This window comes from Vicinamibacterales bacterium (assembly GCA_036496585.1).
Taxonomy (GTDB): domain Bacteria; phylum Acidobacteriota; class Vicinamibacteria; order Vicinamibacterales; family 2-12-FULL-66-21; genus JAICSD01.
Genome location: DASXLB010000043.1, coordinates 20521 through 43246, shown reverse-complemented (window position 1 = coordinate 43246; position 22726 = coordinate 20521). Strand labels below are relative to the sequence as shown.

General features: G+C 69.2%; 24 protein-coding genes. 19 read left to right on the top strand and 5 right to left on the bottom strand.

The window, feature by feature from the left end:
- Positions 1-11 precede the first annotated feature (11 nt).
- Genes VGI12_14935 through VGI12_14925 form a run of 3 tightly spaced genes read left to right on the top strand, consistent with a single transcriptional unit; the run spans position 12 to position 2920 of the window.
- Positions 12-1292, top strand: coding sequence for a geranylgeranyl reductase family protein (locus VGI12_14935; GenBank protein ID HEY2433967.1), 1281 nt, complete (start codon positions 12-14; stop codon positions 1290-1292).
- Positions 1285-2028: an HAD-IA family hydrolase gene (locus tag VGI12_14930; GenBank protein HEY2433966.1), complete on the top strand. Its 744-nt coding sequence runs from the start codon at positions 1285-1287 to the stop codon at positions 2026-2028. Before VGI12_14935 ends, VGI12_14930 begins: the two co-directional genes overlap by 8 nt.
- Before the next feature lies 1 nt (position 2029).
- On the top strand, positions 2030-2920 hold the full coding sequence (locus VGI12_14925) for an ROK family protein (GenBank protein ID HEY2433965.1): 891 nt from the start codon (positions 2030-2032) through the stop codon (positions 2918-2920).
- A gap of 18 nt (positions 2921-2938) precedes the next feature.
- Here the strand turns inward: VGI12_14925 and ytxJ are convergent, their stop codons facing one another.
- Positions 2939-3280: a bacillithiol system redox-active protein YtxJ gene (gene ytxJ, locus VGI12_14920; protein HEY2433964.1), complete on the bottom strand. Its 342-nt coding sequence runs from the start codon at positions 3278-3280 to the stop codon at positions 2939-2941.
- A 92-nt stretch (positions 3281-3372) separates the two neighbouring features.
- On the bottom strand, positions 3373-3669 hold the full coding sequence (locus VGI12_14915; GenBank protein HEY2433963.1) for a hypothetical protein: 297 nt from the start codon (positions 3667-3669) through the stop codon (positions 3373-3375).
- Between the two features lie 126 nt (positions 3670-3795).
- On the opposite strand from VGI12_14915, the gene VGI12_14910 reads away from it, so the two are divergent.
- The 4 genes from VGI12_14910 (at position 3796) to VGI12_14895 (ending at position 8977) form a co-directional block, all read left to right on the top strand.
- Positions 3796-4521, top strand: coding sequence for a chlorite dismutase family protein (locus VGI12_14910; GenBank protein ID HEY2433962.1), 726 nt, complete (start codon positions 3796-3798; stop codon positions 4519-4521).
- A 53-nt stretch (positions 4522-4574) separates the two neighbouring features.
- On the top strand, positions 4575-5498 hold the full coding sequence (locus VGI12_14905) for an aldo/keto reductase (GenBank protein ID HEY2433961.1): 924 nt from the start codon (positions 4575-4577) through the stop codon (positions 5496-5498).
- 187 nt (positions 5499-5685) lie between these two features.
- Positions 5686-6426, top strand: a complete 741-nt coding sequence (locus VGI12_14900; GenBank protein HEY2433960.1) for a hypothetical protein — start codon at positions 5686-5688, stop codon at positions 6424-6426.
- 58 nt (positions 6427-6484) lie between these two features.
- Positions 6485-8977 (top strand): ABC transporter permease, encoded by a 2493-nt coding sequence (locus tag VGI12_14895; protein HEY2433959.1) that lies wholly within the window; start codon positions 6485-6487, stop codon positions 8975-8977.
- Positions 8978-8998: 21 nt separating this feature from the next.
- Here VGI12_14895 and VGI12_14890 read toward each other — a convergent pair whose 3' ends face one another.
- Positions 8999-10273, bottom strand: a complete 1275-nt coding sequence (locus VGI12_14890; protein HEY2433958.1) for an MFS transporter — start codon at positions 10271-10273, stop codon at positions 8999-9001.
- Positions 10274-10362: 89 nt separating this feature from the next.
- Here VGI12_14890 and VGI12_14885 point away from each other — a divergent pair, with 89 nt between their 5' ends.
- The 4 genes from VGI12_14885 to VGI12_14870 are packed head-to-tail and all read left to right on the top strand — an operon-like array spanning position 10363 to position 13210.
- Positions 10363-11427: an AI-2E family transporter gene (locus VGI12_14885; protein HEY2433957.1), complete on the top strand. Its 1065-nt coding sequence runs from the start codon at positions 10363-10365 to the stop codon at positions 11425-11427.
- Between the two features lie 27 nt (positions 11428-11454).
- Positions 11455-11730, top strand: a complete 276-nt coding sequence (locus VGI12_14880) for a hypothetical protein (GenBank protein HEY2433956.1) — start codon at positions 11455-11457, stop codon at positions 11728-11730.
- A gap of 11 nt (positions 11731-11741) precedes the next feature.
- Positions 11742-11954, top strand: coding sequence for a hypothetical protein (locus tag VGI12_14875; GenBank protein ID HEY2433955.1), 213 nt, complete (start codon positions 11742-11744; stop codon positions 11952-11954).
- On the top strand, positions 11951-13210 hold the full coding sequence (locus tag VGI12_14870; GenBank protein HEY2433954.1) for a M20/M25/M40 family metallo-hydrolase: 1260 nt from the start codon (positions 11951-11953) through the stop codon (positions 13208-13210). Before VGI12_14875 ends, VGI12_14870 begins: the two co-directional genes overlap by 4 nt.
- Positions 13211-13231: 21 nt before the next feature.
- Here VGI12_14870 and VGI12_14865 read toward each other — a convergent pair whose 3' ends face one another.
- A complete protein-coding gene (locus VGI12_14865) occupies positions 13232-13501 on the bottom strand; it encodes a UBP-type zinc finger domain-containing protein (protein ID HEY2433953.1) in 270 nt (89 codons plus the stop codon).
- Entirely contained in the window at positions 13498-14427 is a 930-nt protein-coding gene (locus tag VGI12_14860) for a DUF5996 family protein (protein HEY2433952.1), read from the bottom strand. Before VGI12_14860 ends, VGI12_14865 begins: the two co-directional genes overlap by 4 nt.
- 110 nt (positions 14428-14537) lie before the next feature.
- Here VGI12_14860 and VGI12_14855 point away from each other — a divergent pair, with 110 nt between their 5' ends.
- The 8 genes from VGI12_14855 (at position 14538) to VGI12_14820 (ending at position 22725) form a co-directional block, all read left to right on the top strand.
- Positions 14538-15332, top strand: coding sequence for an NIPSNAP family protein (locus tag VGI12_14855; protein HEY2433951.1), 795 nt, complete (start codon positions 14538-14540; stop codon positions 15330-15332).
- Between the two features lie 61 nt (positions 15333-15393).
- The gene (locus tag VGI12_14850; GenBank protein ID HEY2433950.1) at positions 15394-16857 is read left to right on the top strand and encodes a DUF1800 domain-containing protein; all 1464 of its coding nucleotides are present in this window, start codon (positions 15394-15396) and stop codon (positions 16855-16857) included.
- Positions 16858-16870: 13 nt separating this feature from the next.
- On the top strand, positions 16871-18130 hold the full coding sequence (locus VGI12_14845) for a DUF1501 domain-containing protein (GenBank protein ID HEY2433949.1): 1260 nt from the start codon (positions 16871-16873) through the stop codon (positions 18128-18130).
- Entirely contained in the window at positions 18127-18741 is a 615-nt protein-coding gene (locus VGI12_14840; protein HEY2433948.1) for an outer membrane beta-barrel protein, read from the top strand. Before VGI12_14845 ends, VGI12_14840 begins: the two co-directional genes overlap by 4 nt.
- A gap of 1 nt (position 18742) precedes the next feature.
- On the top strand, positions 18743-19129 hold the full coding sequence (locus VGI12_14835) for a hypothetical protein (protein HEY2433947.1): 387 nt from the start codon (positions 18743-18745) through the stop codon (positions 19127-19129).
- Between the two features lie 81 nt (positions 19130-19210).
- Positions 19211-20395, top strand: coding sequence for a fumarylacetoacetate hydrolase family protein (locus tag VGI12_14830; protein HEY2433946.1), 1185 nt, complete (start codon positions 19211-19213; stop codon positions 20393-20395).
- Entirely contained in the window at positions 20392-21831 is a 1440-nt protein-coding gene (locus tag VGI12_14825) for an aldehyde dehydrogenase family protein (protein HEY2433945.1), read from the top strand. The genes VGI12_14830 and VGI12_14825 overlap by 4 nt, the downstream gene beginning before the upstream one ends.
- Before the next feature lie 342 nt (positions 21832-22173).
- Positions 22174-22725 carry a VOC family protein gene (locus VGI12_14820; GenBank protein ID HEY2433944.1) on the top strand — a complete coding sequence of 184 codons (552 nt, stop codon included), beginning with the start codon at positions 22174-22176 and terminating at the stop codon, positions 22723-22725.
- The last annotated feature ends 1 nt before the right edge of the window (position 22726 follow it).

Below are 22726 nucleotides of genomic sequence, written 5' to 3'. Positions count from 1 at the left end.
GTGAGTCTAGCATGAGCTTACAGCACGACGCCGAGGTGATCGTCGCCGGTACGGGGCCGGCCGGATCGACGGCCGCGCTGCAGCTCGCGCGCGCCGGCGTGCGCGTCCTCGTGCTCGAGCGCGATCCGCTGCCGCGTCAGAAGCCATGCGGCGGCGGCATCAGCACGCGGGTCTTCGGCCGCTTTCCGTACCTGCGGGACGCGCTCGCGCAGATTCCCTCGCACGCGGTGTCAAGTCTCTATCTCGAGGGACCGTCGGGCGGCGTGTTCCGCATGCAATCGAACGGACCGGCGGTGGTGCTGATCCGCCGCATCGAGTACGACGCGATGCTGGCGTCGCTGGCGCGCGAGGCCGGCGCGGAGATCGTGGCGCCGGCGGCGATCGCGCAGGCGACCCAGGACGGCGACGCCGTGACGCTGCGCACCCGCGACGGCCGCACCTTCCGCGCGCCGTTCGTGATCGCGGCCGACGGCGTCAACAGCGTGGTCGCCCGCCGGCTCGGCCTCAATCGCGGCTGGCCGCGCGCCCGGCTCGCGCTCGACATGATGGAGGAGACGCCGATCGAGACGCTGCGCGCCGCCGAGCCCGAAACGCTGTCGGTCTTCTACGGCTACGGCGGCGCGCACGGCTACGCCTATGTGTTCCCGAAGCGCGCGCACGTCAACGTCGGCATCGGCTATGTGCTGCCGTTCTTCCAGAAGCAGGTCGACGTCGCCCCCTACGATCTGCAGCAGTCGTTCGTCGCCGACCTGCGCCGCCGCGGCATGCTCGACGGAGCGTCGCAGCGCGAGCACTTCACGCCGTTCCTGATTCCGATCGGCGGGCCGCTGCCGACGACCGCGCAGGGTCGCGTGCTGCTGACCGGCGACGCCGGCGGTTTCGTCAACGGCTTCTCGGCCGAGGGGATCTACTACGCGATGGTCACCGGCGATCTCGCCGCCGCTGCCGTGCTGGCGGCGCGCGAGGGGAGTGTCATCGAGCCGGCGCGGGCGCGGCGGACCTACGTGCGCGCCTGGCGCCGTGAGATCGGCGCGGAACTTCGCGACTCGGTGTTGATCCAGAAGCACCTCTTCCCGTCGCGCGAGCGCATGGACAACATCGTGCGCGGCGCCAGCACGCACCGTGCCTTCGCCGACACCCTCGTCGACTACGGCAGCGGACGCCTCTCGTACCGGGCGGCCCGCCGCCGCCTCCTCTGGCATTTCCCACGGCTGCTGCCGCGGCTCGCGCTGGTCGCCTGGCGCAGCCGGCGTGCCGCCGCCTATCAGCCGCCGGCGGCCGAACATGGGTGACGGAGATCCCGACGCGGTGGTCCACGCCGTCTTCTTCGATCTCGACGACACGCTCTTCGACCACCGCAGCTCGGCTCGCGCGGCGCTCGCGGACGTGCACCGCCGTCATGCTCCAGCGGTCGATTTCACGCGCTTCGAGGACTATCACTCGCAGCACCTCGAGGCGCTGCACGCGGAGGTGCTGGCCGGCCACCTCTCGATCGACGACGCGCGACGCGAGCGGTTCCGTCGCGTCTTCGCGGCGGTCGGGATCGCCGTGGACGCCGACGCCGTCGGGCGGATCGCCGCCGCCTACCGCGCCGGCTACGTCGCGGCGCGGCGGGTGGTCGAGGGGGCCGCGGCGCTCCTCGAAGCGGTGCGGCCGCACGCGCGCATTGCGATCGTCTCGAACAACCTGCTCGACGAACAGCGCGACAAGCTGCACTTCTGCGGCCTGGCGGCGCTCGTCGACGAGCTGGTCGTCTCGGAGGACGTCGGCGTCTCCAAACCCGATCCCGGCATCTTCGACGCGGCGCTCGGGCGGCTGGGCGTGTCGGCGCCGCACACCGTGATGTTCGGCGACTCCTGGGCCGCTGACATCGTCGGTGCCGCGCGCGCCGGCATCCGGGCCGTCTGGTTCAATCCCGAAGGGCGGCCACGCCCCGCGGAGCCGCCGGACATCACCGAAGTGCGGGCGCTGAGGCCGACCGACGACCTCGTCCGCGTGCTGCTCGGCGCGCCGCTGCCGACGCGCTGACATGCGAATCGGCGTCGATTTCGGCGGGACGAAGATCGAGGCGATCGCGATCGACGCGAACGGCGTCGAACGCGCCCGACGCCGTGTCGACACGCCCCGCGGCGACTATGCCGCCAGCCTCGAGGCCGTCGCGGCGCTGGTCGCCGCCGTCGAGGCAGACGCCGGCGCCCGCGGCAGTGTCGGGGTCGGCATCCCGGGCGCCGTCTCTCCCGCGACGGGCGTCATCAAGAACGCCAACTCGACCTGGCTGATCGGCCATCCGCTGCACCGCGATCTGTCGCGCGCCATCGGCCGCGAGGTGCGGGTCGCCAACGACGCCAATTGCTTCGCGCTCTCAGAGGCCGCGGACGGCGCGGCGGCGGGCGTCGGCGTCGTCTTCGGCGTCATTCTCGGCACCGGGGTCGGAGGGGGAGTCGTCGTCAACGGCGCCGTGCTGAGCGGTGCCAACGCGATCGCCGGCGAGTGGGGGCACAACGCGCTGCCCTGGCCCGACGCCGCGGAATGGCCCGGACCGCCGTGCTACTGCGGCCGCCGCGGCTGCATCGAAGTGTTTCTCTGCGGGCACGGGCTGCAGATGGCGTACGGGGGAACGGATCTGGCGAACGCGCGGGCGATCGCCGACGCCGCGGCCGGCGGACACGCGGGCGCCGTCGCGGCGCTGACGCTGTACGTGCGGCGCCTGGCCAAGGCGCTCGCCACCGTCGTCAACCTGCTCGATCCCGACGTGATCGTGCTCGGCGGCGGCCTCTCGAACATCGACGGCCTCTATGCGCGCGTGCCGGAGGAGTGGCGGCGCTGGATCTTCTCGGATCGGGTCGACACACGTCTGGTGCGCAACCGGCACGGTGACTCGAGCGGCGTGCGCGGGGCGGCGTGGCTGTGGCCGGTGTAAGGGCGTTGCGCGCGTGGGTTACTGCGAGAGGGCCTGGTCGAGCTGCGCGGCGGTGATCCGGAAATGCGACGCGTTCCAGACGGGCTTGCCGTCCCGGAGCAGGATGGCCTGCGGTGTTTCATGGCGGACGCCCAAGCGCTGCGCCGCCGCATCGGAAACCGGCCGATCGGTCTGGACCGTGATCATCCTGTAGGACGCCGCGGCGCTGGCCGATTCGATGTGCGTGTGAAGCTCGTCGAGGGCTTCGCAACTGACGCCGCAGTATCGGCTGTGCTTGAACAGGAGCACCGGCCGTTGACGCGACTCAGCGATGGCCGCCTCGAGCGCTTCGACGTCCCGAATCGGCGTGGGGGTCTTCATTCGCCTTCCATTGTAGCCAATCGTCCCCATGCTATCGAGCTCATCACCAGGCCCGGCCGCGATCCGCGGCGGCGGCGCCTCGACAGGAGGGGCTAGTGCGGCGCCTGATGCGACCGCGTGTGGAAACCCGCCGCTTCGAGGTGGCGCCGCACCTCCGAGACGATCGTCGCCGCTTCGGAAGGCAACGGCACCGGCGGGTGGTTCACCATCCGATCGACGTTGTAGATGCGAAAGCGGATCCCTTCGAGATGAAAGGCGGTGATCGCACGGGCGAGCGCCTCCGTCTCGTCGAGAAGATTCTTCAGCGGATCCTGCTGCGGCGAGGCCTTCAGCAATGCGACCAGATCGGTGACGCGGCGCTGTGCCGCCTGGCGTTCGTCGGTGGACATGACCTCATCATCATAAGATGACGCGGGTCAACCTCGACAATCCCTGTGCGCCGCCGGGCCATAAACCGCTGCCGGCGCCAGGCGGCGCTCGAGGTGGGAGCCGGGCCGTGCGATAGAGTGAGCAGCATGGACAAGGGACGGGCTCGCGTCGAGCCGCCGGATCTCAGTGAAAAGGGCGGACTCAGGGACGGCGTGCCGCAGCGTTCGGACGATCGTCTCTTCATGCAGGTGCTGGCCTTCGGCGGTTGTCGGGACGCGGTGGCCATCGGGCCTCATCTCCAGGCCGCGCGGGTCGAAGCCGTGGTCTACGAAGACCTCAACGATCCGCACGGCGTCGCTGTTCTGGCGCTGACGCGCGATCCGGCGACGCTGGTCGATGACCTGCGGCGGGTGCTCGGGAGCGGCCCGTGCGCCGGACTGACGCTCAAGCCCGATTACACGATGCTCGGGCGCACCTACGCGATTGGCTACGAGCCCGATCTGCGCGAGACGCTCATCGAGCGGCCGCGCCGTACGGTCCTCAATCCCGACTGGCGATGGGCGATTTGGTACCCGCTCCGGCGGAGCGGCCGTTTCGCGCAGCTCGACGAACAGGAGCAGCGGAAGATCCTGGCCGAACACGGGGCTATTGGCATGGCCTTCGGCGCCGGCGACCTCGCTCATGACGTCCGGCTAGCCTGTCACGGGCTCGACCGCGACGACAATGATTTCGTGATCGGCCTGGTCGGCAAGGATCTGTTCCCGCTCTCCGCCGTCGTGCAGTCGATGCGCAGGACGCAGCAGACCTCGTTGTATCTCGACCGCCTGGGCCCGTTCTTCGTTGGCCGGGCCCTCTGGCAGTCGCCGTTGTAGGCCAGGTGCGCCGGCGCTCTGGCGCGGCGCGCCGTTTGCTGGAGCCGTCTCCCATGCCAATTCCTCTTCGTCCGTTCGGCCGCCATGCCGACGTCCGCGTGTCGGCGCTCGGGCTCGGCGGCTATCATCTCGGACAGATCGCAAGTGTGCGCGAGAGCATCCGACTCGTACACGCCGCCATCGACGCCGGCGTCACCTTCATGGACAACGCCTGGGAGTACAACGATCACGAGAGCGAAGTGCGGATGGGCCGCGCGCTCGCCGATCGCCGCGACGCGGTGTTCCTGATGACCAAGGTCTGCACGCACGGCCGCGATGCCAAGGTCGCGATGCGCCAGCTCGAGGAGTCGCTGCGGCGGCTCAAGACCGACTACCTCGATCTCTGGCAGGTGCACGAGTGCGTGTACTTCAACGATCCCGATCGGCATTTCGCCCGTGGGGGCGTCGTCGAGGCGCTCGATCGCGCCAGGCGGCAGGGGAAGGTTCGCTTCGTGGGGTTCACCGGGCACAAGGACCCGGCGATCCATCTGCGGATGCTGTCGTTCGGATACCAGTTCGACGCGTGCCAGCTGCCGTTGAACGTGTTCGACGGCACGTTCAAGAGCTTCGAGACGCAGGTGCTGCCGGAGCTCGTCCGGCAGGGCATCGCTCCGATCGGGATGAAGAGCCTGTGCGGGTCCGGCGACCCGGTGAAGAAGCGGGCCGTGAAGGTCGAAGACGCGCTTCGCTACGCCATGAGCCTGCCGGTCGCGACCACGGTCAGCGGTATCGATTCCATGCGCGTGCTCCGGCAGAACGTCAGGATTGCGTCGGGATTCAGCCCCCTGAGCGCTGCGCAGATGGCGCGTCTGCGGCGCCATGCCGCCGAGCCGGCCTCCGACGGACGGTTCGAGCGGTTCAAGACGTCGATGGCGCACGATGCCGACGAAGGCCGGCGCCAGCACGGGTTTCCGCTGATGGCGGATCTCGCGGGCTGAGACGCCTCCGACTTGGCCCGCGGGTTGCTGAGATAGAGCCGGAGGCATCTTGCCAAGCGCGCATGGACGGCGTCCGCGACGCCTGTCGCCAGAAGAACGGAAGTCGCTGACACACGGTGACTTCTGGATTCCGGAAGAGGAGCGGGAAGTCTACCGGCGGGCCCTCCAGGCCCTCCAGGAGGCGGCCGTGCCGTACGTGGTGGCCGGTGCCTACGCCATCTACGAACATACCGGCATCTACCGCCAGACCAAGGATCTCGACCTGTTCGTGGAGCCGCAGGCCGTCCTCTCGGCGGCGCGCGCGCTTCACGACGCCGGCTTCGTGATGCGGCTCGAGGACCTGCACTGGCTCGCCAAGGGGTTCGTCGGCGACAAGTTCGTCGATCTGATTTATGGGATGGGAAACGCGGTCGCCTTCATCGACGGCGGCTGGGTCACCCACAGCCGCGCCGGCGTACTGGCGGCCCATCCGGTCCGCATCGCTCCCGCCGAGGAACTGATCTGGCACCGGCTGTTCATCAGCGAACGCCACCGGCACGACATGTCCGACATCCTGCACCTTGTGCTGTGCGTCGGCGAGGGCCTCGATTGGGAGCGGCTGATGTCGCGGGTCGGGGAGCACTGGCCGCTGCTGCTGGCGCAGCTGCAGATGTTCAGCTACGTCTATCCTGGCTATCGCCGGAACGTGCCCTCGTGGGTGCTCGAACAGCTGATCGAGCAGGCGCGCGCCGAGATCGGGCGCGACGAAGAGGACGCTGACGTCACCCGCGGCACCCTCATCTCGCGATTCAGCTTCACGATCGACGTGCGTGAATGGGGCTTTGCCGACCCGCGCGGCGACATGGTGCGCCAGGCGCGAAGCCAGCCCGTGATCCGGGAGATTGCGCAGTCCGATATCTGGGACGAGCGGTCGGAGGAGGGCGCATAGCGGGCCGCCGCCCCCATTTTCGCTAAACCAACCGCGCGTTCGCTCCGTCTATTCCCGCATGAACAGGATTCCCATGCTCGAGACGCTGGCTCGCGACACGCGCTACGCCTTGCGGATGCTGGGCAAGACACCGGGGTTCACCGCGGCGGCGGTGGTGACGCTGGCGCTGGGGATCGGCGCGAATGCGGCGGTATTCAGCGCCGTCAACGCGCTCCTGTTCGAGCCATTGCCGTTCCCGCAGCCGGACCGCCTGGCGATCGTCGGGCGGCACTATCGGTCGGTGAAGTCGGGCGACAGCCACGACACCGGGTCGAACGGCCGGATGTGGCTGGCGGTGCGCGATCACACGAGCACGGTCGACGCGGCCGTCTACGGCGGGACCACGGGCGTCAACCTTGTGGCGGCGGAGAACGTCGCCTACGTCTCGCAGCAGCGGGTCAGCGCCGGCTACTTCCGCGTGCTCGGCATCGCGCCGATGATCGGCCGCGAGTTCTCCCCGGACGAGGATCGTCCCGGCGGCCAGCCGGTGGTCATGCTGACCTACGATCTGTGGCGCCGCGTCTTTGGCGGCGACCGGGCCGTGGCCGGCAGACCCGTGACGCTGCGCGGCGAGACCTACGCGATCGTCGGCGTGATGCCGGCGGACTTTCCGATCACCGAGGGCGGCGCGCGCTTTGACGGCGGCAGCGGCGTCGATCTGTGGACGCCGCTCCAGCCCTCGACGACCGGAGAGGGGGGCGGCACGAACTACGAGACCATTGCCCGCCTGCGCGACGGCGTGAGCTGGGCGCAGGCGCAGAACGACCTGCGCGGCGCGTCGAGTCAGGCGTTCGTGAACGTGCCGGCCGGCGATGCCGCGGAGCTGGAGCTGGTCCCGATGCAGGCGGGCATGACCGCCGACATCCGGCAGCCGCTGCTCATGCTGTGGGGCGCGGTCGGCATCGTGTTGCTGATCGCGTGCGTCAACGTCGCCGGCCTGCTGCTGGCGCGCGGCGCGACCCGCACCCGCGAGATCGCCACCCGCATGGCGCTCGGCAGCGGCCGTGGCGCCGTCGTCCGGCAGCTCCTCGTCGAAAGCGTGATCATCGGGCTGCTCGGCGCGGCGGCGGGGCTGACCGTCGCCTGGGCGGCGCTCTCGGTCGTGGGCTCGCTCGGTGCGAAGGTGTTCGGCCTCTGGCAGCCGTTGACGCTGAATACGCGCGTGCTGCTCGCCACGGCAGCGTGCGGCGTCGGCACGAGCGTGCTGTTCGGGCTGTTTCCGGCGCTGCAGACGTCGCGTCTCGACGTGCAGGCGGCGCTGGCCGAGAGCGGGACCCGCGGCGTCGCCGGCGGGTCGAGCCGCTGGCCGCGCCGGGTGCTCGTGGTGGCCGAGATGATGCTCGGCGTCATCCTGCTGGTCAGCGCCGGACTGCTGATCCGGACCTTCGTGCACCTGCGCACGCTCGATCCCGGCTTCGACGAGGCGAATCTGCTGACCGCCAGCGTGTCGCTGCAGGACGCGCGCTACCGTGAGCCGCAGGCCGTGGCGCAGCTGTTCGAGGCGACGAATGCGCGCCTGCGCGGCCGCGCCGGGATCGGGAGCGTCGCCGTCGCGCTCGGCATGCCGTACAGCCGGCTGTTGAACGACGGGTTCCGGCGGCTCGACGGTCCGCAGGTCGATTCCCCGTCGGAGGGGCGCATCACCAACGAGATGTACGTGACCCCCGGCTTCTTCGAGACGCTGCACGTGCCGGTGCGCGGCGGCCGCACCTTCGACCCGCGCGACACCGCGCAGTCGGCGCCCGTGGCGGTCGTCAACGAGGCGTTCGTCGCCCGCTACTACAAGAACGACCCGCAGGTCATCGGCCGCCACATCGGTCCGGGCGCGCCGCGCGAGATCGTCGGTATCGTCGGCAACACGCAGCAGGGATCGGCCGGGTGGGGGAACTTCGGCCCGATCTCGCCGCTGCCGTGCGTCTACATTCCGGTCGCGCAGACCACGTCGAAGTTCCTGACGCTCGTGCACACGTGGTTTCAGCCCTCATGGGTCGTCCGCAGCCAGCTGCCGGCGTCGCAGGTAGTCTCGGAGCTGCGCACGGCGATCGCGGCGGTCGATCCGCAGCTGCCGATCGCCAGCATCCGGACGATCGACGCCCTCCGGGGCGAAAAGCTCGCGTCGCAGCGATTCATGGTCTGGCTCGTCGCGGGTCTCGGGCTGATCGCGCTTGTGCTCGCGGGTGTGGGCCTGCACGGGCTGATCGCCAGCAGCGTCAACGAACGCACGCGCGAGCTCGGGATCCGTCTCGCGCTCGGCGCGACGGGCAGCCAGGCGATTGCCGTGGTGGTCGTGCCTGGACTCCTGCTCGCCGCCGCTGGCGTGACGCTCGGCGCCGCTGCGGCGCTGGCGGTGACCCGGCTCCTCCAGTCGTTCGTCTGGGGCGTGGCGCCGTCGGATCCCGCGACGTTTGCCGGGGTGATCGCCGGCCTCATGCTCATCGCGGTCGCCGCGAGCCTGCTGCCGGCGCTCCGCGTCCTGCGGCTCGATCCAGCCAGCACGCTCCGCGCCGAATGAGGGGCCGCGCGCTTTCGCCTGCTACAGAGTCTTGGCGCCGCTGTCGACCGCCGGCACGGGCAGGATGCCGCGTTCGACGTAGATCGGATGGACGATCGCGCGCAGGCGCGGCAGGCGGGACGCCAGCCAGGCGCCGCTGAGGATGCAGGCGGCTCCGCCAAGGCCGATCGTCCAGCGCGAGCCGATCCGGTCGGCGACGACGCCAGCCAACAGACTGCCGATCGGCGCCGTGCCGAAGAACGCCATCGTGTAGAACGCCATCACGCGGCCGCGCATCCGGTCGTCGACGAGCGTCTGCAGCACGGTGTTGGTCGCCGCCATCTGCATCATGAAGGCCCCTCCGACCACCGGCAGGACGGCGAGCGCCATCCAGAACGACGTCGCGAACGCGAAGCCGATCAGCGACGCGCCGAATGCCAGCGTCGCCATCGCCACGATGCGGCCGAGGCCGACCACCGAGCGCCGCGACGCCAGATAGACGCCGCTGGCGAGCGCGCCCGCGCCCGACGCCGCCATCAGGGTCCCCAGCGTGTTGGGGCCCCGGCGCAGCACGTGGTCGACGAACGCCGGCATCAGCACCGTGTAGGGCATCGCCATCGTGCTGACGACCGCCAGTGACACGAGCGCGGTCCGGATCGGCAGCGACTGCCAGACGTAGCGCCAGCCGTCGCGGAGTTCCTCGCGCATCCGCGTGGCTGGCCGCGGCGCCGCCGGCGCAGTCCGCATCAGGATGAGCGACGCCACCACAAACAGGTACGACGCCGCGTCGATCATGAAGCACCAGCCCTCGCCGACCGTCGCGATCAGCACGCCGCCAATCGACGGGCCGATGATCCGGCTGCCGTTCACCATCGCCGAATTGAGGGCGATCGCGTTGGGCAGATCGGCGCGATCCTCGACCATTTCGACGACGAATGTCTGCCGCGCCGGCGTGTCGAACGCGTTGATGACGCCCTGCGCGATCTGCAGCGCCAGCACCCACTTCACGGTGATCAGGTGCTCGAGCGTCAGCACCGCGAGCGCCAGCGACTGCAGCAGCGACAGGATCTGGGTCACGACCAGCAGCCGGTGCCGGTTGCGGCGGTCGACCACGACGCCGGCAAACGGGGCCAGTATCAGGGTCGGGATCTGCCCGCAGAACCCGACGATGCCGAGCAGCAGTTCGGAGCCGGTCAGGCGATAGACCAGCCAGCTCGTCGCGACGCGGGTGATCCACGTGCCGACGAGCGACAGGCTCTGTCCCGAGAAAAACAGCCGATAGTTGCGATGGCGCAGGGCGCGCGTGACGCGGCTCATGGGAGGGAGGCGACGCAACATCGGGACCGGAGCGATCGCGTGGTGAACCCCGGCTGTCTCGCGGCGCGCCGCTTGCAATGCTGAGCCCGGTGACGAACGCGCGCACGGCGGAACGGCGGGTCATCGACATCAGCGTGCGATCCATCGTCCGCGTGGTGGCGGCGATCCTTGTCGTGTGGCTCTGGCTGCACCTCTGGCAACTGGTAATCCTGGTCGTGATGGCGGCGGTGCTCGCGGTTGGTCTCGAGCCGATCGTCGGGTGGCTGGAGGCGCGGCGGATTCCGCGCGGCCTGGCGGCGTCGGGCCTCGTGCTGACGCTGGCGCTCGTGGCTGTCGGCTTCCTCTGGACGAGCGGGGCCTCGCTCGTCTCGCAGGCACGGGACCTCTCGGGGCACGTCGACGAGGTCCGGCATGGCATCGCCGAGCGGCTCCCGGGCGTCGTCCGGCAGGCGGCCGGGCAGGCCCGCAGCCCGGTGAACCCCAGCGCGGCCGCCGGGTATGCCTTCGACGCCGGACGCCTGGTGGTCGATGGCGTCATCGTCGGCATCCTTGCCCTGATCCTGACGATCTACCTGCTCCTCGAAGGACGGCAGACCTATGCCTGGCTGCTCGCCTATGTGCCGCCAGCCTACCGCGCGCGCGTCGACTACACGGCCGCGGAGGCGCGCGAGAAGGTCCGCGGCTACCTGGCCGGCAACCTGGCGACGTCGGCGTGTGCCATGATCGTCGTGTTCTCGACGCTGTCGCTCCTCCACGTCCCCGGCGCGCTGCTGGTCGCGTTGCTGGCCGGGGTGTTCGACTTCGTCCCGGTCGTGGGCTTCATCTGTTCCGCTGCCCCGGCGCTGCTGCTCGCGGCGACCCGATCGGGCGGCGTGGCGATTGCGGTGGCGTGCGTCTACACGGGGTATCACCTGGCCGAAAACTACTACATCGGTCCCAAGGTGTATGGCGACCGCCTTCGCCTGTCGAACCTGGCGGTGATCCTGGCCTTCGCCGCAGGGGCCGAAATTGGCGGCATTGCGGGGGCGCTCCTGGCCCTGCCGCTCGCCGCGCTGTATCCGGTGATCGAGCGCGTTTGGCTGCGGGATTACCTGGCGCGCGACGCCGTCGAGACCCACCGCCGGCTCGAAGGCTCCCGTCATTCGCACGCCTGATCCGGGCCCGGCTACAATAGAGGGGAAATGACCGTGCGCCAGCAGATCGAGGAAATGCTCCGTCAGCCGCGGACGATGTCGTCCATCGCCCACGAGTTGAAGCTGACCCGCCAGGAAGTCGACGACCACCTGAAGCACGTGCTCAAGTCGGCGAAGGCGGCCGATAAGGACGTCCGGGTCGAGCCGGCACGCTGCCGCAGCTGCGGCTATGTCTTCTCGAAAGACAAGGTGATCGGCGCCACCAAGTGCCCCGAGTGCAAGGGGACGCGCCTCTATGAGCCGCTGATTCAAATCCGCTCTTAGCCAAGCCACCCATGAGCGACGATACCCCTTCCGCCGCCGAGGGGCGGTGGGAACAGCTCAATCGTTGTCCCCAGTGCGGGGCCGACATGCAGCGGACGGCGCAGCTCGGCGAACAGATTGGTTTGTTTTACCGCTGCGAGACGCATGGACGATTCCGCTACTCGTGGGACCGGGATGCGCTCGAGCCCATGCCCCAGCCACCGCCAGGAGAACGCGACGAATGACGACTCGACTGACCGCATGCATCGCGGCCCTCGGCGCCGTGCTGCTGCAGGCCCAGGCCGCCCCGGTGCCCCAGGCGCCCGACGATCCGATCAAGACGCTCGTCGCGCGGCTCGATCTCGAAAAATACAAGGCCACGATCAAGGGCCTGACCCAGTTCGGCGATCGCCGGCAGGGGACGGCGCGCAACCGCGCGGCGCTCGATTGGATCGAGGCGCAGCTCAAGAGCTACGGCTGCGCGCCCGAACGAGTCACCTACACCTATACCCCGCGCACCCCCGCGGCGCGCGGTCAGGCCGGGCGCGGCCAGCCGGGGGCGGCGGCCGGCCGCGGCCGCGGCACCGGCGATCCCACGCAGGGCCAGGGGGGCAGCCGCATCCGTGGCACCCGACGTCCGACTGGGGTCAACAACGATCCGGCGAAACAGCCGGACGATCGTATCCGCGAGCTCGACAGCGAGCCGACGCCGGAAGGGCCGGGCGAGCGCCAGGACGTGTTCTGCACGAAGGTGGGGGCGACGCATCCCGGCGAGATGTACATCGTCGGCGCGCACATGGACGGCATCGGCTGGGGCGAAGCGGCGAACGACGATGGCTCGGGCACGGCGCTGGTGATGGAACTGGCGCGGGTCTTCAGCAGCCCGGACGTTCGGACGGACCGCTCGATCCGTTTCGCGCTCTGGAACAACGAGGAGACCGGACTCGAAGGCGCTGGCGCCTACGTCGACCAGCGCAAGGATCTGCAGGGGCAGGAGAACCCGGCCGGATCAGGGAAGTATCCCGAGCCGAAATGGCTGGGGATGATCCAGCACGACATGATGATGTTCGATCACGGCATGCCGCTCGCCGACGGCACCCTGCCGAAGGAGCAGCGCGCCGAGGCCGACGTCAACGTCGAATTCCAGAAGACCTCGAAGTTCGCCGCCGACGCTCAGGCGCTCGCGTGGGTCCTGCACGCCGCGAACGAGAAGTATGCGACGGACTATCCGGCGGCGGTCGGTCCGCACATGACCAACACCGATTCAGGCCGTTTCCAGGACCTGGTCGCGGCGATCAGCGTGCGCGAAAACGAGCGCGGCGCGCAGATCGGCGGCGGCTGGGATCCACAGTGGCACCAGCCGACGGATCTGTTTTCCACCTATTCCGACAAGGATTTCCGTCTCGGTCTAAACGCCGCGCAGACGACGCTCGGCGCCGTCGCGCAGTTGACAGCCGCCACACTGGCCGCTGAGCGCGAGCCGCCGAGCGCGAGACACTGAGTCGATGCCCGCTCAGGCGCCTCAGTACTCGGCGAAGGCGTCGTCGGGATAGCAGTACACCCAGCGTTCGCCGGGTTCGGCCGACGCGATCACCGGGTGATGCGTGGCACGGGCGTGCTTGGTCGCGTGGCGATTGGGCGAGCTGTCGCAGCAGCGCGTCCCGCCGCACGTCTGGCAGGTGCGCAGGTGCACCCAGGACGATCCGATCTTCACGCACTCCTCGCATTCGTAGGCTCGCGCCGGCGCAACCTTCTCGAGGGCGTCGATGTGCGTGCAGGCGCCGGTCTTCATCGTGTCCACTCCTTTGCCGCCGGCCACTCAGGCGCGGGGCGTTCGAGCGCGCCGCGATCCCAGTGGGCGAGCGTAGCGCCGGCATCATAGGTGGTCCGCAGGAACGAGTAGAGCGCGGCTTCCGGCGACGCCGCGGATCTCACGGCCTCGTAGGGCAGGAGAAACTCGCCGAAGTCGGCGTTGTAGATCGCGGCGGACGGCGCGACGGCCGCCGTCCTGAACCCCTCGGGCTCCGGCGCGGCGTACGCGTAGAACGCGGGCTCGTCGATCGGGCCGCCGCCTGGCCACCAGCCGTGACTGATCACTTCGTGCGAGTACGCTTCACGCGTGATCGCGTCGGCGCCCGGACGCGCGGGGGCCCGGCGCCCTGAGAAGCGCGTGACGGCGAGATCGAAGCTGCCCCAGAAAAAGTGGACCGGGCTGCACTTGCCGATGAACTCGGCGCGCAGCGCATCGAACACCGGCTTCATCGCGAGCACCGTCCGCCAGAATCGGCCCACCGCCTCCGCGTCATAGTCGCGGTGGGTCGTGTCGGCCTCGAAGCGGATCGGTTCCACGACCTCCACCGGCTGCGTCCAGATGCGGATCTGGATGCCCAGTTCGACGAGCGCGCTCATCACGCTGCCATAGAAGTCGGCCACGGTCTGCGGCGCCAGCGGAACAGTGCGCCGGGCGCCGGCCGCGGTCAGTATCACGAGCTCGTGCGCCACGAAGTCGAATGCGATCATGAAGTGGGTGTCGCCGGAGGCCAGCATGGGCGTCTGGAGGCCGCGCGGCGTGATCTGCAGCGCGATATTCCAGAAGTGGTTCACCCGGGGCGTCAGCGCCAGGGAGATCTTGCCCACGATCTGCGTCCACATATGCAGGGTGTCGCGCGTGTCGCGCCAGGAGGTCAAGGGGAGGGCCGGCCAGTCGGAGCGTGACATATGTTTCACCAAGGGCATTTTACGGTGTCCTGCCGTTTCACTCCATGGGTTCTGCGGCTGACCGCTTCGGCGTCGTGGTCGCGACGGGTCCGTGCGGTAAGCTTGTGCGCATGTTCCGACGGAACTTCCTCTCGCTGTTTCCGATGCTGCCGGCGATGGCGGCCGGGCAGGCCGCGCCGACCGGCGGCGGCGCCGCAGGACCGCTGCTTTACGAATGGCGCCAGTTCTCGATGCGGACGGGACCGGCCGGGCGCCGTCTCGACGACTACCTGCAGGCCGCGCTGATCCCGGCGCTCAATCGGCTTGGCCACGCGCCGGTCGGCGTCTTCCAGGTCACGTTCGGGCTGCCGACGCCGACCACGTGCGTGCTGACGCCGTTTGCGTCGGCCGACGGGCTCGTCCGGCGCGATGCGGCGCTCGACGCCGACGCCGAGTACGTGAGGGCGGCCGCGGCGTACCTCGACGCCGCTGCGGGCGATCCCGCGTATGTGCGGCAGGAGGTCTCCATCCTCTCGGCGTTTCCACAGTTTCCGGCGATCGCGGTGCCGGCGGCGACCGCCTCGAAAGGGGCGCGGATCTTCGAGCTGCGCACCTATGAGAGCCCCGGCGAACGTGCGCATCGCGCCAAGGTGAAGATGTTCGCCGAGATGGGGGAGATCGACATCTTCAAGCGGGTCGGCTTCGCGCCGGTGTTCTTCGCGCACACGCTCGCGGGTCCGCGGATGCCCAGCCTCGTCTACATGCTGACCCACGAGAACCTCGCCGCGCGCGATCGGAACTGGGCCGCATTCGCCGGCGACGCCGACTGGGCCAAACTGCGGCAGACGCCGGGCTACTCGGATGCGGAAATCGTGTCGAACATCACCGACATCCTGCTGCGCCCCGCGGCCTACTCGCAGATCTGAGCGGCGAATTTCGTCAGGGCTCGTCGGCGGCAAGCTGCTATGATCCTGACACCAACTCGCCGTGGCTCCGCAACGCGAAGAAGAGATTGCTCATCTGTTTCGCCGTGCCGGCTTCGGCACCAGCGACGCGGAGCTCGCGCAGTTTGCGCGCCTCGGGATCGTCAGCTATCCAACCGCCGCGGCCTATCTCCTCGACTACGGCAAACAGCCTGACGATGTCGATCAGTACATCGGACAGCCCGGCTACGTGCTGACGACCTCGCCGGCAGCGTTCTCGCCGACGACCAGCGTCACCGACGCCCGTCAGAGGTGGCTGTTCCGCATGGTGCACACCAGGCGGCCGCTGCAGGAGAAGATGGCGCTCTTCTGGCACAATCACTTCGCCACCGCACAATCGAAGATCGCCGGCGATACGTCGACAGAGGACGCCACGCGGATGCTCGCGGCCAAGCCGTCCGAGGACGCCGGGGGCGTGACGGGGCAGATCGAGCTCTTCCGCCAGAACGCACTCGGCAACTTCCGCGATCTGCTGGTGGCCGTCGCACAGGACCCCGCAATGCTGTTCTGGCTCGACGGCCGCTCCAACGTCCGCGCCCACCCGCAGGAGAACTTCGCGCGCGAGCTGATGGAGCTGTTCACGATGGGCGTCGACACGTTCGCCGAGACGGACGTCTACGCGGGCGCGCGCGTGTTCAGCGGCTGGAATCTGGCGCACCCGGGCAGCGGCGCGGCGCAGCACTACGCGTTCAGCTACGTGGCCGGCAACCACGATACGAGCGCCAAGTCGTTCACGTTTCCGATCTATGCCGACGGCAGCGCGGTGATTCCGGCGCGGGCGGCCGGCGCCGGGATGCAGGACGGACTCGATCTCCTCAACGCCGTCGCCGCGCACCCGAAGACCGGCCCGCGCCTGGCGCGCAAGCTCTATGCATACTTCGTAAACGAGGTCGACGAGCCGGACCAGGCGCTGATCGATCAGATGGCGTCGCTGTACTACGCGCGCAACTTCGAGATCGAGCCGATGGTGCGCTACCTGCTGCTCTCGCCGCAGTTTCGCGATCCGGCCACCTACTACAAGCGCTACTCGTGGCCGGTGGAGTTCGTGGTCCGCGCGCTGAAAGAGGTCGGCTGGTCGGGCTTCTCGGTGAACGACGCATTGACGCCGCTGGCCGCCATGGGGCAGCAGCTGCTCGAGCCCCCGGATGTGAGCGGGTGGCGGCTCGGGCAGGGGTGGTTTTCGACCGGCGCGACGCTCGCGCGGATGAACTTCGCGGCGCAGCTGGCGACCAACCAGAAGTTCGCGCTGCGCGAGGGGTACCGCCCGTTCGCGGCCTCCGCCGACGCGGTGCTCTCGGAAGCGATGGACCGGCTGCTGCCGGCCGACTTCGACGCCGACAGCCAATCGACGCTGCTCGGATACCTGCAGGCCGGCGGCGCCTGGACCGGCTCCGATGCGCAACTGCTGACGAAAGTGCCCGGGCTCGTCCACCTGATCGTGGGATCCGGCGAGTACCAGCTGGTCTAGGAGGCGGGCGCAAATGTCGATGACCAGGCGTGATTTCGTGCGGGGCGGCGTGGCCGCCTTCACCGTCAGTTTCGCCGCGCCGCGTTTCCTCAACGAGCTGGCGCTGGCGCAGGGCAGCGCTCGGCGCAACCTGGTCGTGCTCTACTTGAGCGGCGGCAACGACGCGCTGAGCACGCTGATTCCGTACACCGACGCGCAGTACTACGCCCGTCGCCCGACCCTCGCTGTGCCGGCTGCGAGCGTGCTGCAGATCGGGGCCGACAGCGGCGGCCATCCGCTGGGGCTGCACCCGCGCCTCACCGGGCTGCGCACGATCTTCAATGCCGGGCGCCTCGCGGTCCTGCAGCGTACCGGCTACGCCAATTCCTCCCGCTCCCATTTCGAGGGCACCGACATCTGGTCCACTGCGGATCCCGGCTCGCCGGCAGGATTCGGCTGGCTCGGGCGTTACCTCGATCGGCTTCCGGCGCCGCTCGACCCGCTCACCGGCTGGTCGACGGCCGGCACGATACCGCAGACGCTGCAGGCGCGGACCACCGCGGTGCCTGCGATTCCCAACGCCCAGACGTACGCGTTCGCCAGCCCGAACGGCGGCGCCGACGCCGGCTTCGCGCGCGACGCCGCGACGCGCATCGCGTCGCATCTGCCGGTGGATCGGCCGCACCTGGCGTTCGTCAACGGGACCGCGCAGGCGGCGTTCGCCACGCTGGATCGCGTCGCGCAGGTCGGCGCGTATCGTCCGACGGTGACCTATCCGAACAACGGTCTCGGCCTGGCGCTGCGCACCGTTGCGGGCGCGATGGTGAAGCAGATCGGCACGCGCGTCTTCTGGGTCCAGACCGGCGGCTTCGATACCCACGCAGGCCAGGGCACCAACGCCAACGGCACCTACGCCAGCCTGATGGGGACGCTCGACGGCTCGCTGCTCGCCTTCTATACCGACCTCGTCAACCAGGGGCTGTTCGGCGACACGCTCGTGCTGCAGTTCTCTGAGTTCAGCCGGCGCATCGACGAGAACGCCAGCCAGGGCACCGACCACGGCGCCGCCGGCATCATGCTCGCGCTGGGCGGTGGGGTGCGCGGCGGCCTCTACGGCACGGCGCCCAACCTGCGCATCGCGTCCGACAACCCGACGCTCGAGAACAACGGCACCGACGTGCATTTCGACATCGACTTCCGCTCGGCCTACGCGACCGTGATCGACCGCTGGCTCGGCGGCGACGCCGTGTCGGTGCTCGGCGGCGCGTTCGGCGGGGGGCCGGCGTTCCTGTGAGGCGCACCCGGCGCGCTGCGGCCATCACGTTCGCGATCCTGCTGGCATCGGCGCCCGCGCTCCCCGCGCAGGATCGCGGCCTCGGCGTCAAGGGAGGCGTGAACGTCGCCACGCAACAGGTCAGCGGCGAGGCCGACGCACCCGTGCCCTCGGTGCGCATCGGCGCCGTCGTGGGGGCGTTCTACATACTGCCGGTCGCGTCGTGGCTCGGGTTACAGGTCGAAGGTCTGTACACGGCCAAGGGATCGAAGCTGGAGAGCTTCGGGATTTCGTCCACCGCGCAGATCGACTATGTCGAGGTGCCGCTCCTGGCGCGGGTGCAGTTGGGGACCGGCCACCGTCACTACTACGTCGAGGGTGGGGCCGCGCCGGCATTCCGCGTTCGGGCGCGGGCGGTCACGAGCTTCACGGGCGCGACCGAGTCGCTCGACATTACCGAGCAGGTGGAGACGATCGATCTGGGTGTCGTGGGCGGCGGCGGCATCGTGCTCGGCGCCTTCTCGATCGACGGCCGCTACACGTTCGGCGTGCGCGACGTCGACGCCGACAAGACCGACAGCAGCCGGACGAAGAACCGCGTGCTCGCGGTCACCGCCGGCTACCGGTTCTGAGGTGCGGCGGACGGCTCGTCTCGCCTCGGTCGCGGCGGCGCTGGCGCTTGGCACCTGCGGCGGCGGCAGCAGCACGCCCTCGACGCCGACGACACCGGAGAATCCGAATCAGATTGTCATCTCTGCGGCGGGTGTCGTCACCCCGTCGCAGCTGACGATTACCGCCGGCTCGCGCGTCCTCTTCATCAACAGCCACAACCGGTCGCACCAGATCGCTTCGGACCCGCATCCCGAGCACACCGATTGTCCCGAGATCAACACCGTCGGGCTGCTCGCGTCGGGGGAGCGCCGCGAAACCGCGAATCTGATCACCGTCCGCACCTGCGGCTTTCACGACCACGACGACCCCGATAACCCGTCACTCAAAGGACGGATCGTCATCCACTGACCCCCGTGGGGGGCGGCTCAGCAGGCCGTCGACACCCGCGCTCCTTTCCGTCGGGCCCGCATCTCGACTATTCTCGAAGGCGTGGCACGTTGGGTACGTTCCGTCGATTGCCTGCCTGGGGACGCCGAATCCGCGACGCTGGTGGGGCGTGCCTGGCTGCCCGACGCCGGCGGACCGTCTCCCGTTGTCGTGCGCGGCGGCGATCTCTTCGACCTCTCGGGGCTCGCGCCGACCTGCGCGCAGCTGCTGGAGCTGGAGGATCCGGTGCTGGCGGTCCGCAGCGCGGGATCCCTGACGCGCATCGCCTCCGTCGCCGACGCCCTCGCGAATTCCGCGGCGGAGTCGCATGAGCCGAGCCGGCCCCGGCTGCTGGCCCCTTGCGATCTGCAGGCGATCAAGGCGAGCGGCGTGACGTTCGTGGCCAGCCTGCTCGAGCGCGTCATCGAGGAGCAGGCGCGCGGCGACGCCCGCAAGGCCGAGGCCATCCGAGCGTCAATCGTCTCGATCATCGGCGAGAACCTCCGTGACATCCGTCCGGGCTCGCCGCAGGCGGCAGCGGTGAAGGACGCGCTCATCCGGCAGGGGGTCTGGTCGCAATATCTCGAGGTGGGGATCGGGCCCGACGCCGAGATTTTCACGAAGGCGCAGCCGCTGTCCGCCGTCGGCACCGGCGCCGACATCGGCATCCATCCCAAGTCGGAATGGAACAACCCCGAGCCGGAGATCGTGCTGGCGGTCGACAGCCGCGGACGCATCGCCGGCGCGACGCTTGGCAACGACGTCAATCTCCGGGATTTCGAAGGGCGATCGGCGCTGCTGCTCGGCAAGGCCAAGGACAACAACGCCGCCGCGGCGATCGGCCCGTTCCTGCGGCTCTTCGACGCGGGATTCACCCTCGACACCGTGCGGCGCTGTGAGCTCACGGTGAAGGTGACGGGGCCCGACGGGTTCGGCTTCACCGCGCACAGCTCGATGGCCCAGATCAGCCGCGACCCGACCGAGCTGGTCGAGCACGCGATGGGACGGCATCACCAGTATCCGGATGGCATGATGCTGTTTCTCGGGACGATGTTCGCGCCCACCATCGATCGCTTCGGACCGGGAAAGGGATTCACCCACGCGGTCGGGGACATTGTCGAAGTGGCGACACCGTCGCTCGGCACGCTCGTCAACCGCGTGAACCACACGGACGATATTGCGCCGTGGACGTTCGGGACGGCGGCGCTGATGACCAATCTGGCACGACGAGGATTACTGCAGACATGACCGAGCAGTTCAGCAACTACATCGACGGCGAGTGGGTCGCGGGGAAGACCTGGGCCGAGAACCGCAATCCTTCGGATCTCTCCGACGTCATCGGCGAATATGCGCAGGCCGATGCCGCCCAGGCGCGCGCGGCGATCGCCGCGGCGGTGAAGGCGTTTCCGGCCTGGTCGACCGGGTCGATCCAGGAGCGCGCCAACGTGCTCGACCGGGTCGGATCCGACATTCTCGCGCGCAAGGACGACATCGGGCGCCTGCTGTCGCGCGAAGAGGGAAAGACCCTGCCGGAAGGGATCGGCGAAACCGTGCGCGCCGGTCAGATCTTCAAGTTCTTCGCCGGAGAAGTGCTGCGGCTTGCCGGCGAGACGCTGCCGTCGGTGCGCCCGGGTGTCGAGGTCGAGATCACCCGCGAGCCGCTCGGCGTCGTCGGCCTGATCACCCCGTGGAATTTTCCGATCGCGATCCCGGCCTGGAAGATCGCGCCGGCGCTGGCATTCGGTAACACCGTCGTGTTCAAGCCCGCCTCCTGGACTCCGGGATGCGCGTGGGCCCTGGCCGATCTGCTCGCCCGGGCGGGTCTGCCGCCCGGCGTCTTCAATCTGGTGATCGGCTCGGGCGGCACCGTCGGCGACACGATCGTCACCCATCCAGACGTGACGGCGATCAGCTTCACCGGCTCGATGGACATGGGGAAGTCGATCGCGCAGAAGGCCGTCGCCCGGATGGCGAAGTTCCAGCTCGAGATGGGCAGCAAGAACCCGCTCGTCGTGCTCGACGACGCGGATCTGGCGACGGCGGTCGGCGTGGCGCTCAACGGCGCGTATTTTTCGACCGGCCAGCGCTGCACCGCATCTTCACGGCTGATCGTCACGGCCGGCATCCACGATCGCTTCGTCGAATCGCTGACGAAGCGGCTGGAGGCGCTGAAAGTCGACCATGCGCTTGGCGCCGGGACAGAAGTCGGGCCGGTCGTCCACCAGCCGCAGCTCGAGGCCGATCTCGAATATGTCGCGGTCGGCCAGAAGGAAGGCGCGCGGCTGGCGACCGGCGGCGCACGCGTGGCCCGCGCGACCGAGGGCTATTACATGTCGCCGGCGCTGTTCGTCGAGGCGACCAACAGCATGCGCATCGCCCGCGAAGAGATCTTCGGTCCGGTGGCGTGCGTGATCCGCGCCGCGGACTACGACGAGGCGCTGGCCATCGCCAACGACACCGACACCGGGCTGTCGGCCGGGATCGTCACGACGTCGCTCAAGCACGCGTCGCATTTCAAGCGCCACGCTCAGTTCGGGATGGTGATGGTGAACCTGCCGACGGCGGGCGTCGACTATCACGTGCCATTTGGCGGACGCAAGGCGTCGAGCTATGGTCCGCGCGAGCAGGGACGCTATGCGGCGGAGTTCTACACCACCGTGAAGACCACCTACATCGCGCCGTGACCGCCGTGGTGCGCGCCAGAGCCGTGAGCGCCTGCGTCACACGCGCACACGTCCAGGACGGTGTGCCAAATCACAGTCCTGTGCCCACGGAACGCCTGCCGCCGATGCAGACGCCCGGTTTTCCGGCGGGATTCGCGGCGCCTTTGCGGCCGGTGGTTTGCTCTGACGGATCTTCCGCATCCGCCCGGCAGCCATGGCGCCGCCATCACTCGCAGCCGGCGCATCCAGCGCTGGGATGGCGGCGGCGCTGCCGGGCGGATACGACGGTCGATCGCCCCGCCCACGGCCTACTGACCACGGCCCACTGACCACGGCCCACTGTCCCTATTCAGGAGTCTCCCCGTGAAGAAGATCCAGGTCCAGGGTCTGCACCACATCACGCTCGTCGGATCGACCAAGCAGAGCGCCATCGATTTCTGGCATGGGACGCTCGGCATGCCGTTCGTGTTCGAGCAGCCCAATCTCGGCAAGCCCGACGAGAATCATCTCTACTTCGATCCCGGCGACGGCCGGCTGCTGACGGTGTTCACCAACGAATCGCGCGAAGACGCCGGCCGCCACGCGCCCAGGGAGATCGGCTGCGTCGAGCACGTCGCGTTCAATGTGTCGCGCGCCACCTTCCAGCAAGCGCCGGCGCGGCTTCAGGCACGCGGCGTCGAGTTCATCCAGCGCGATCGCGGCTTCATGGACTCGATCTACCTGCACGACCCGAACGGTCTGAAAGTGGAGCTGGCCTGCTACAAGTTCGAGACGCCCGCCGGATTGCGCGACGTCGACGTGCTGATGAAGGCGCACGAACTCCGCGTCGCGCGCGGCGATCACCATATCGCCGACGAGCACCTGGCCGACGCGATCGAGCTGCTGCTCGCGGCGCGGTCGCCGGCGGCGCCGTAAG

Excerpts from the sequence above, each read along its gene's own strand:
- VGI12_14935 (HEY2433967.1), top strand. The coding sequence starts at position 12 with ATGAGCTTACAGCACGACGCCGAGGTGATCGTCGCCGGTACGGGGCCG.
- VGI12_14930 (HEY2433966.1), top strand. The coding sequence starts at position 1,285 with ATGGGTGACGGAGATCCCGACGCGGTGGTCCACGCCGTCTTCTTCGAT.
- VGI12_14925 (HEY2433965.1), top strand. The coding sequence starts at position 2,030 with ATGCGAATCGGCGTCGATTTCGGCGGGACGAAGATCGAGGCGATCGCG.
- ytxJ (HEY2433964.1), bottom strand. The coding sequence starts at position 3,280 with ATGAAGACCCCCACGCCGATTCGGGACGTCGAAGCGCTCGAGGCGGCC.
- VGI12_14915 (HEY2433963.1), bottom strand. The coding sequence starts at position 3,669 with ATGTCCACCGACGAACGCCAGGCGGCACAGCGCCGCGTCACCGATCTG.
- VGI12_14910 (HEY2433962.1), top strand. The coding sequence starts at position 3,796 with ATGGACAAGGGACGGGCTCGCGTCGAGCCGCCGGATCTCAGTGAAAAG.
- VGI12_14905 (HEY2433961.1), top strand. The coding sequence starts at position 4,575 with ATGCCAATTCCTCTTCGTCCGTTCGGCCGCCATGCCGACGTCCGCGTG.
- VGI12_14895 (HEY2433959.1), top strand. The coding sequence starts at position 6,485 with ATGAACAGGATTCCCATGCTCGAGACGCTGGCTCGCGACACGCGCTAC.
- VGI12_14890 (HEY2433958.1), bottom strand. The coding sequence starts at position 10,273 with ATGAGCCGCGTCACGCGCGCCCTGCGCCATCGCAACTATCGGCTGTTT.
- VGI12_14880 (HEY2433956.1), top strand. The coding sequence starts at position 11,455 with ATGACCGTGCGCCAGCAGATCGAGGAAATGCTCCGTCAGCCGCGGACG.
- VGI12_14875 (HEY2433955.1), top strand. The coding sequence starts at position 11,742 with ATGAGCGACGATACCCCTTCCGCCGCCGAGGGGCGGTGGGAACAGCTC.
- VGI12_14870 (HEY2433954.1), top strand. The coding sequence starts at position 11,951 with ATGACGACTCGACTGACCGCATGCATCGCGGCCCTCGGCGCCGTGCTG.
- VGI12_14865 (HEY2433953.1), bottom strand. The coding sequence starts at position 13,501 with ATGAAGACCGGCGCCTGCACGCACATCGACGCCCTCGAGAAGGTTGCG.
- VGI12_14860 (HEY2433952.1), bottom strand. The coding sequence starts at position 14,427 with ATGTCACGCTCCGACTGGCCGGCCCTCCCCTTGACCTCCTGGCGCGAC.
- VGI12_14855 (HEY2433951.1), top strand. The coding sequence starts at position 14,538 with ATGTTCCGACGGAACTTCCTCTCGCTGTTTCCGATGCTGCCGGCGATG.
- VGI12_14845 (HEY2433949.1), top strand. The coding sequence starts at position 16,871 with ATGTCGATGACCAGGCGTGATTTCGTGCGGGGCGGCGTGGCCGCCTTC.
- VGI12_14825 (HEY2433945.1), top strand. The coding sequence starts at position 20,392 with ATGACCGAGCAGTTCAGCAACTACATCGACGGCGAGTGGGTCGCGGGG.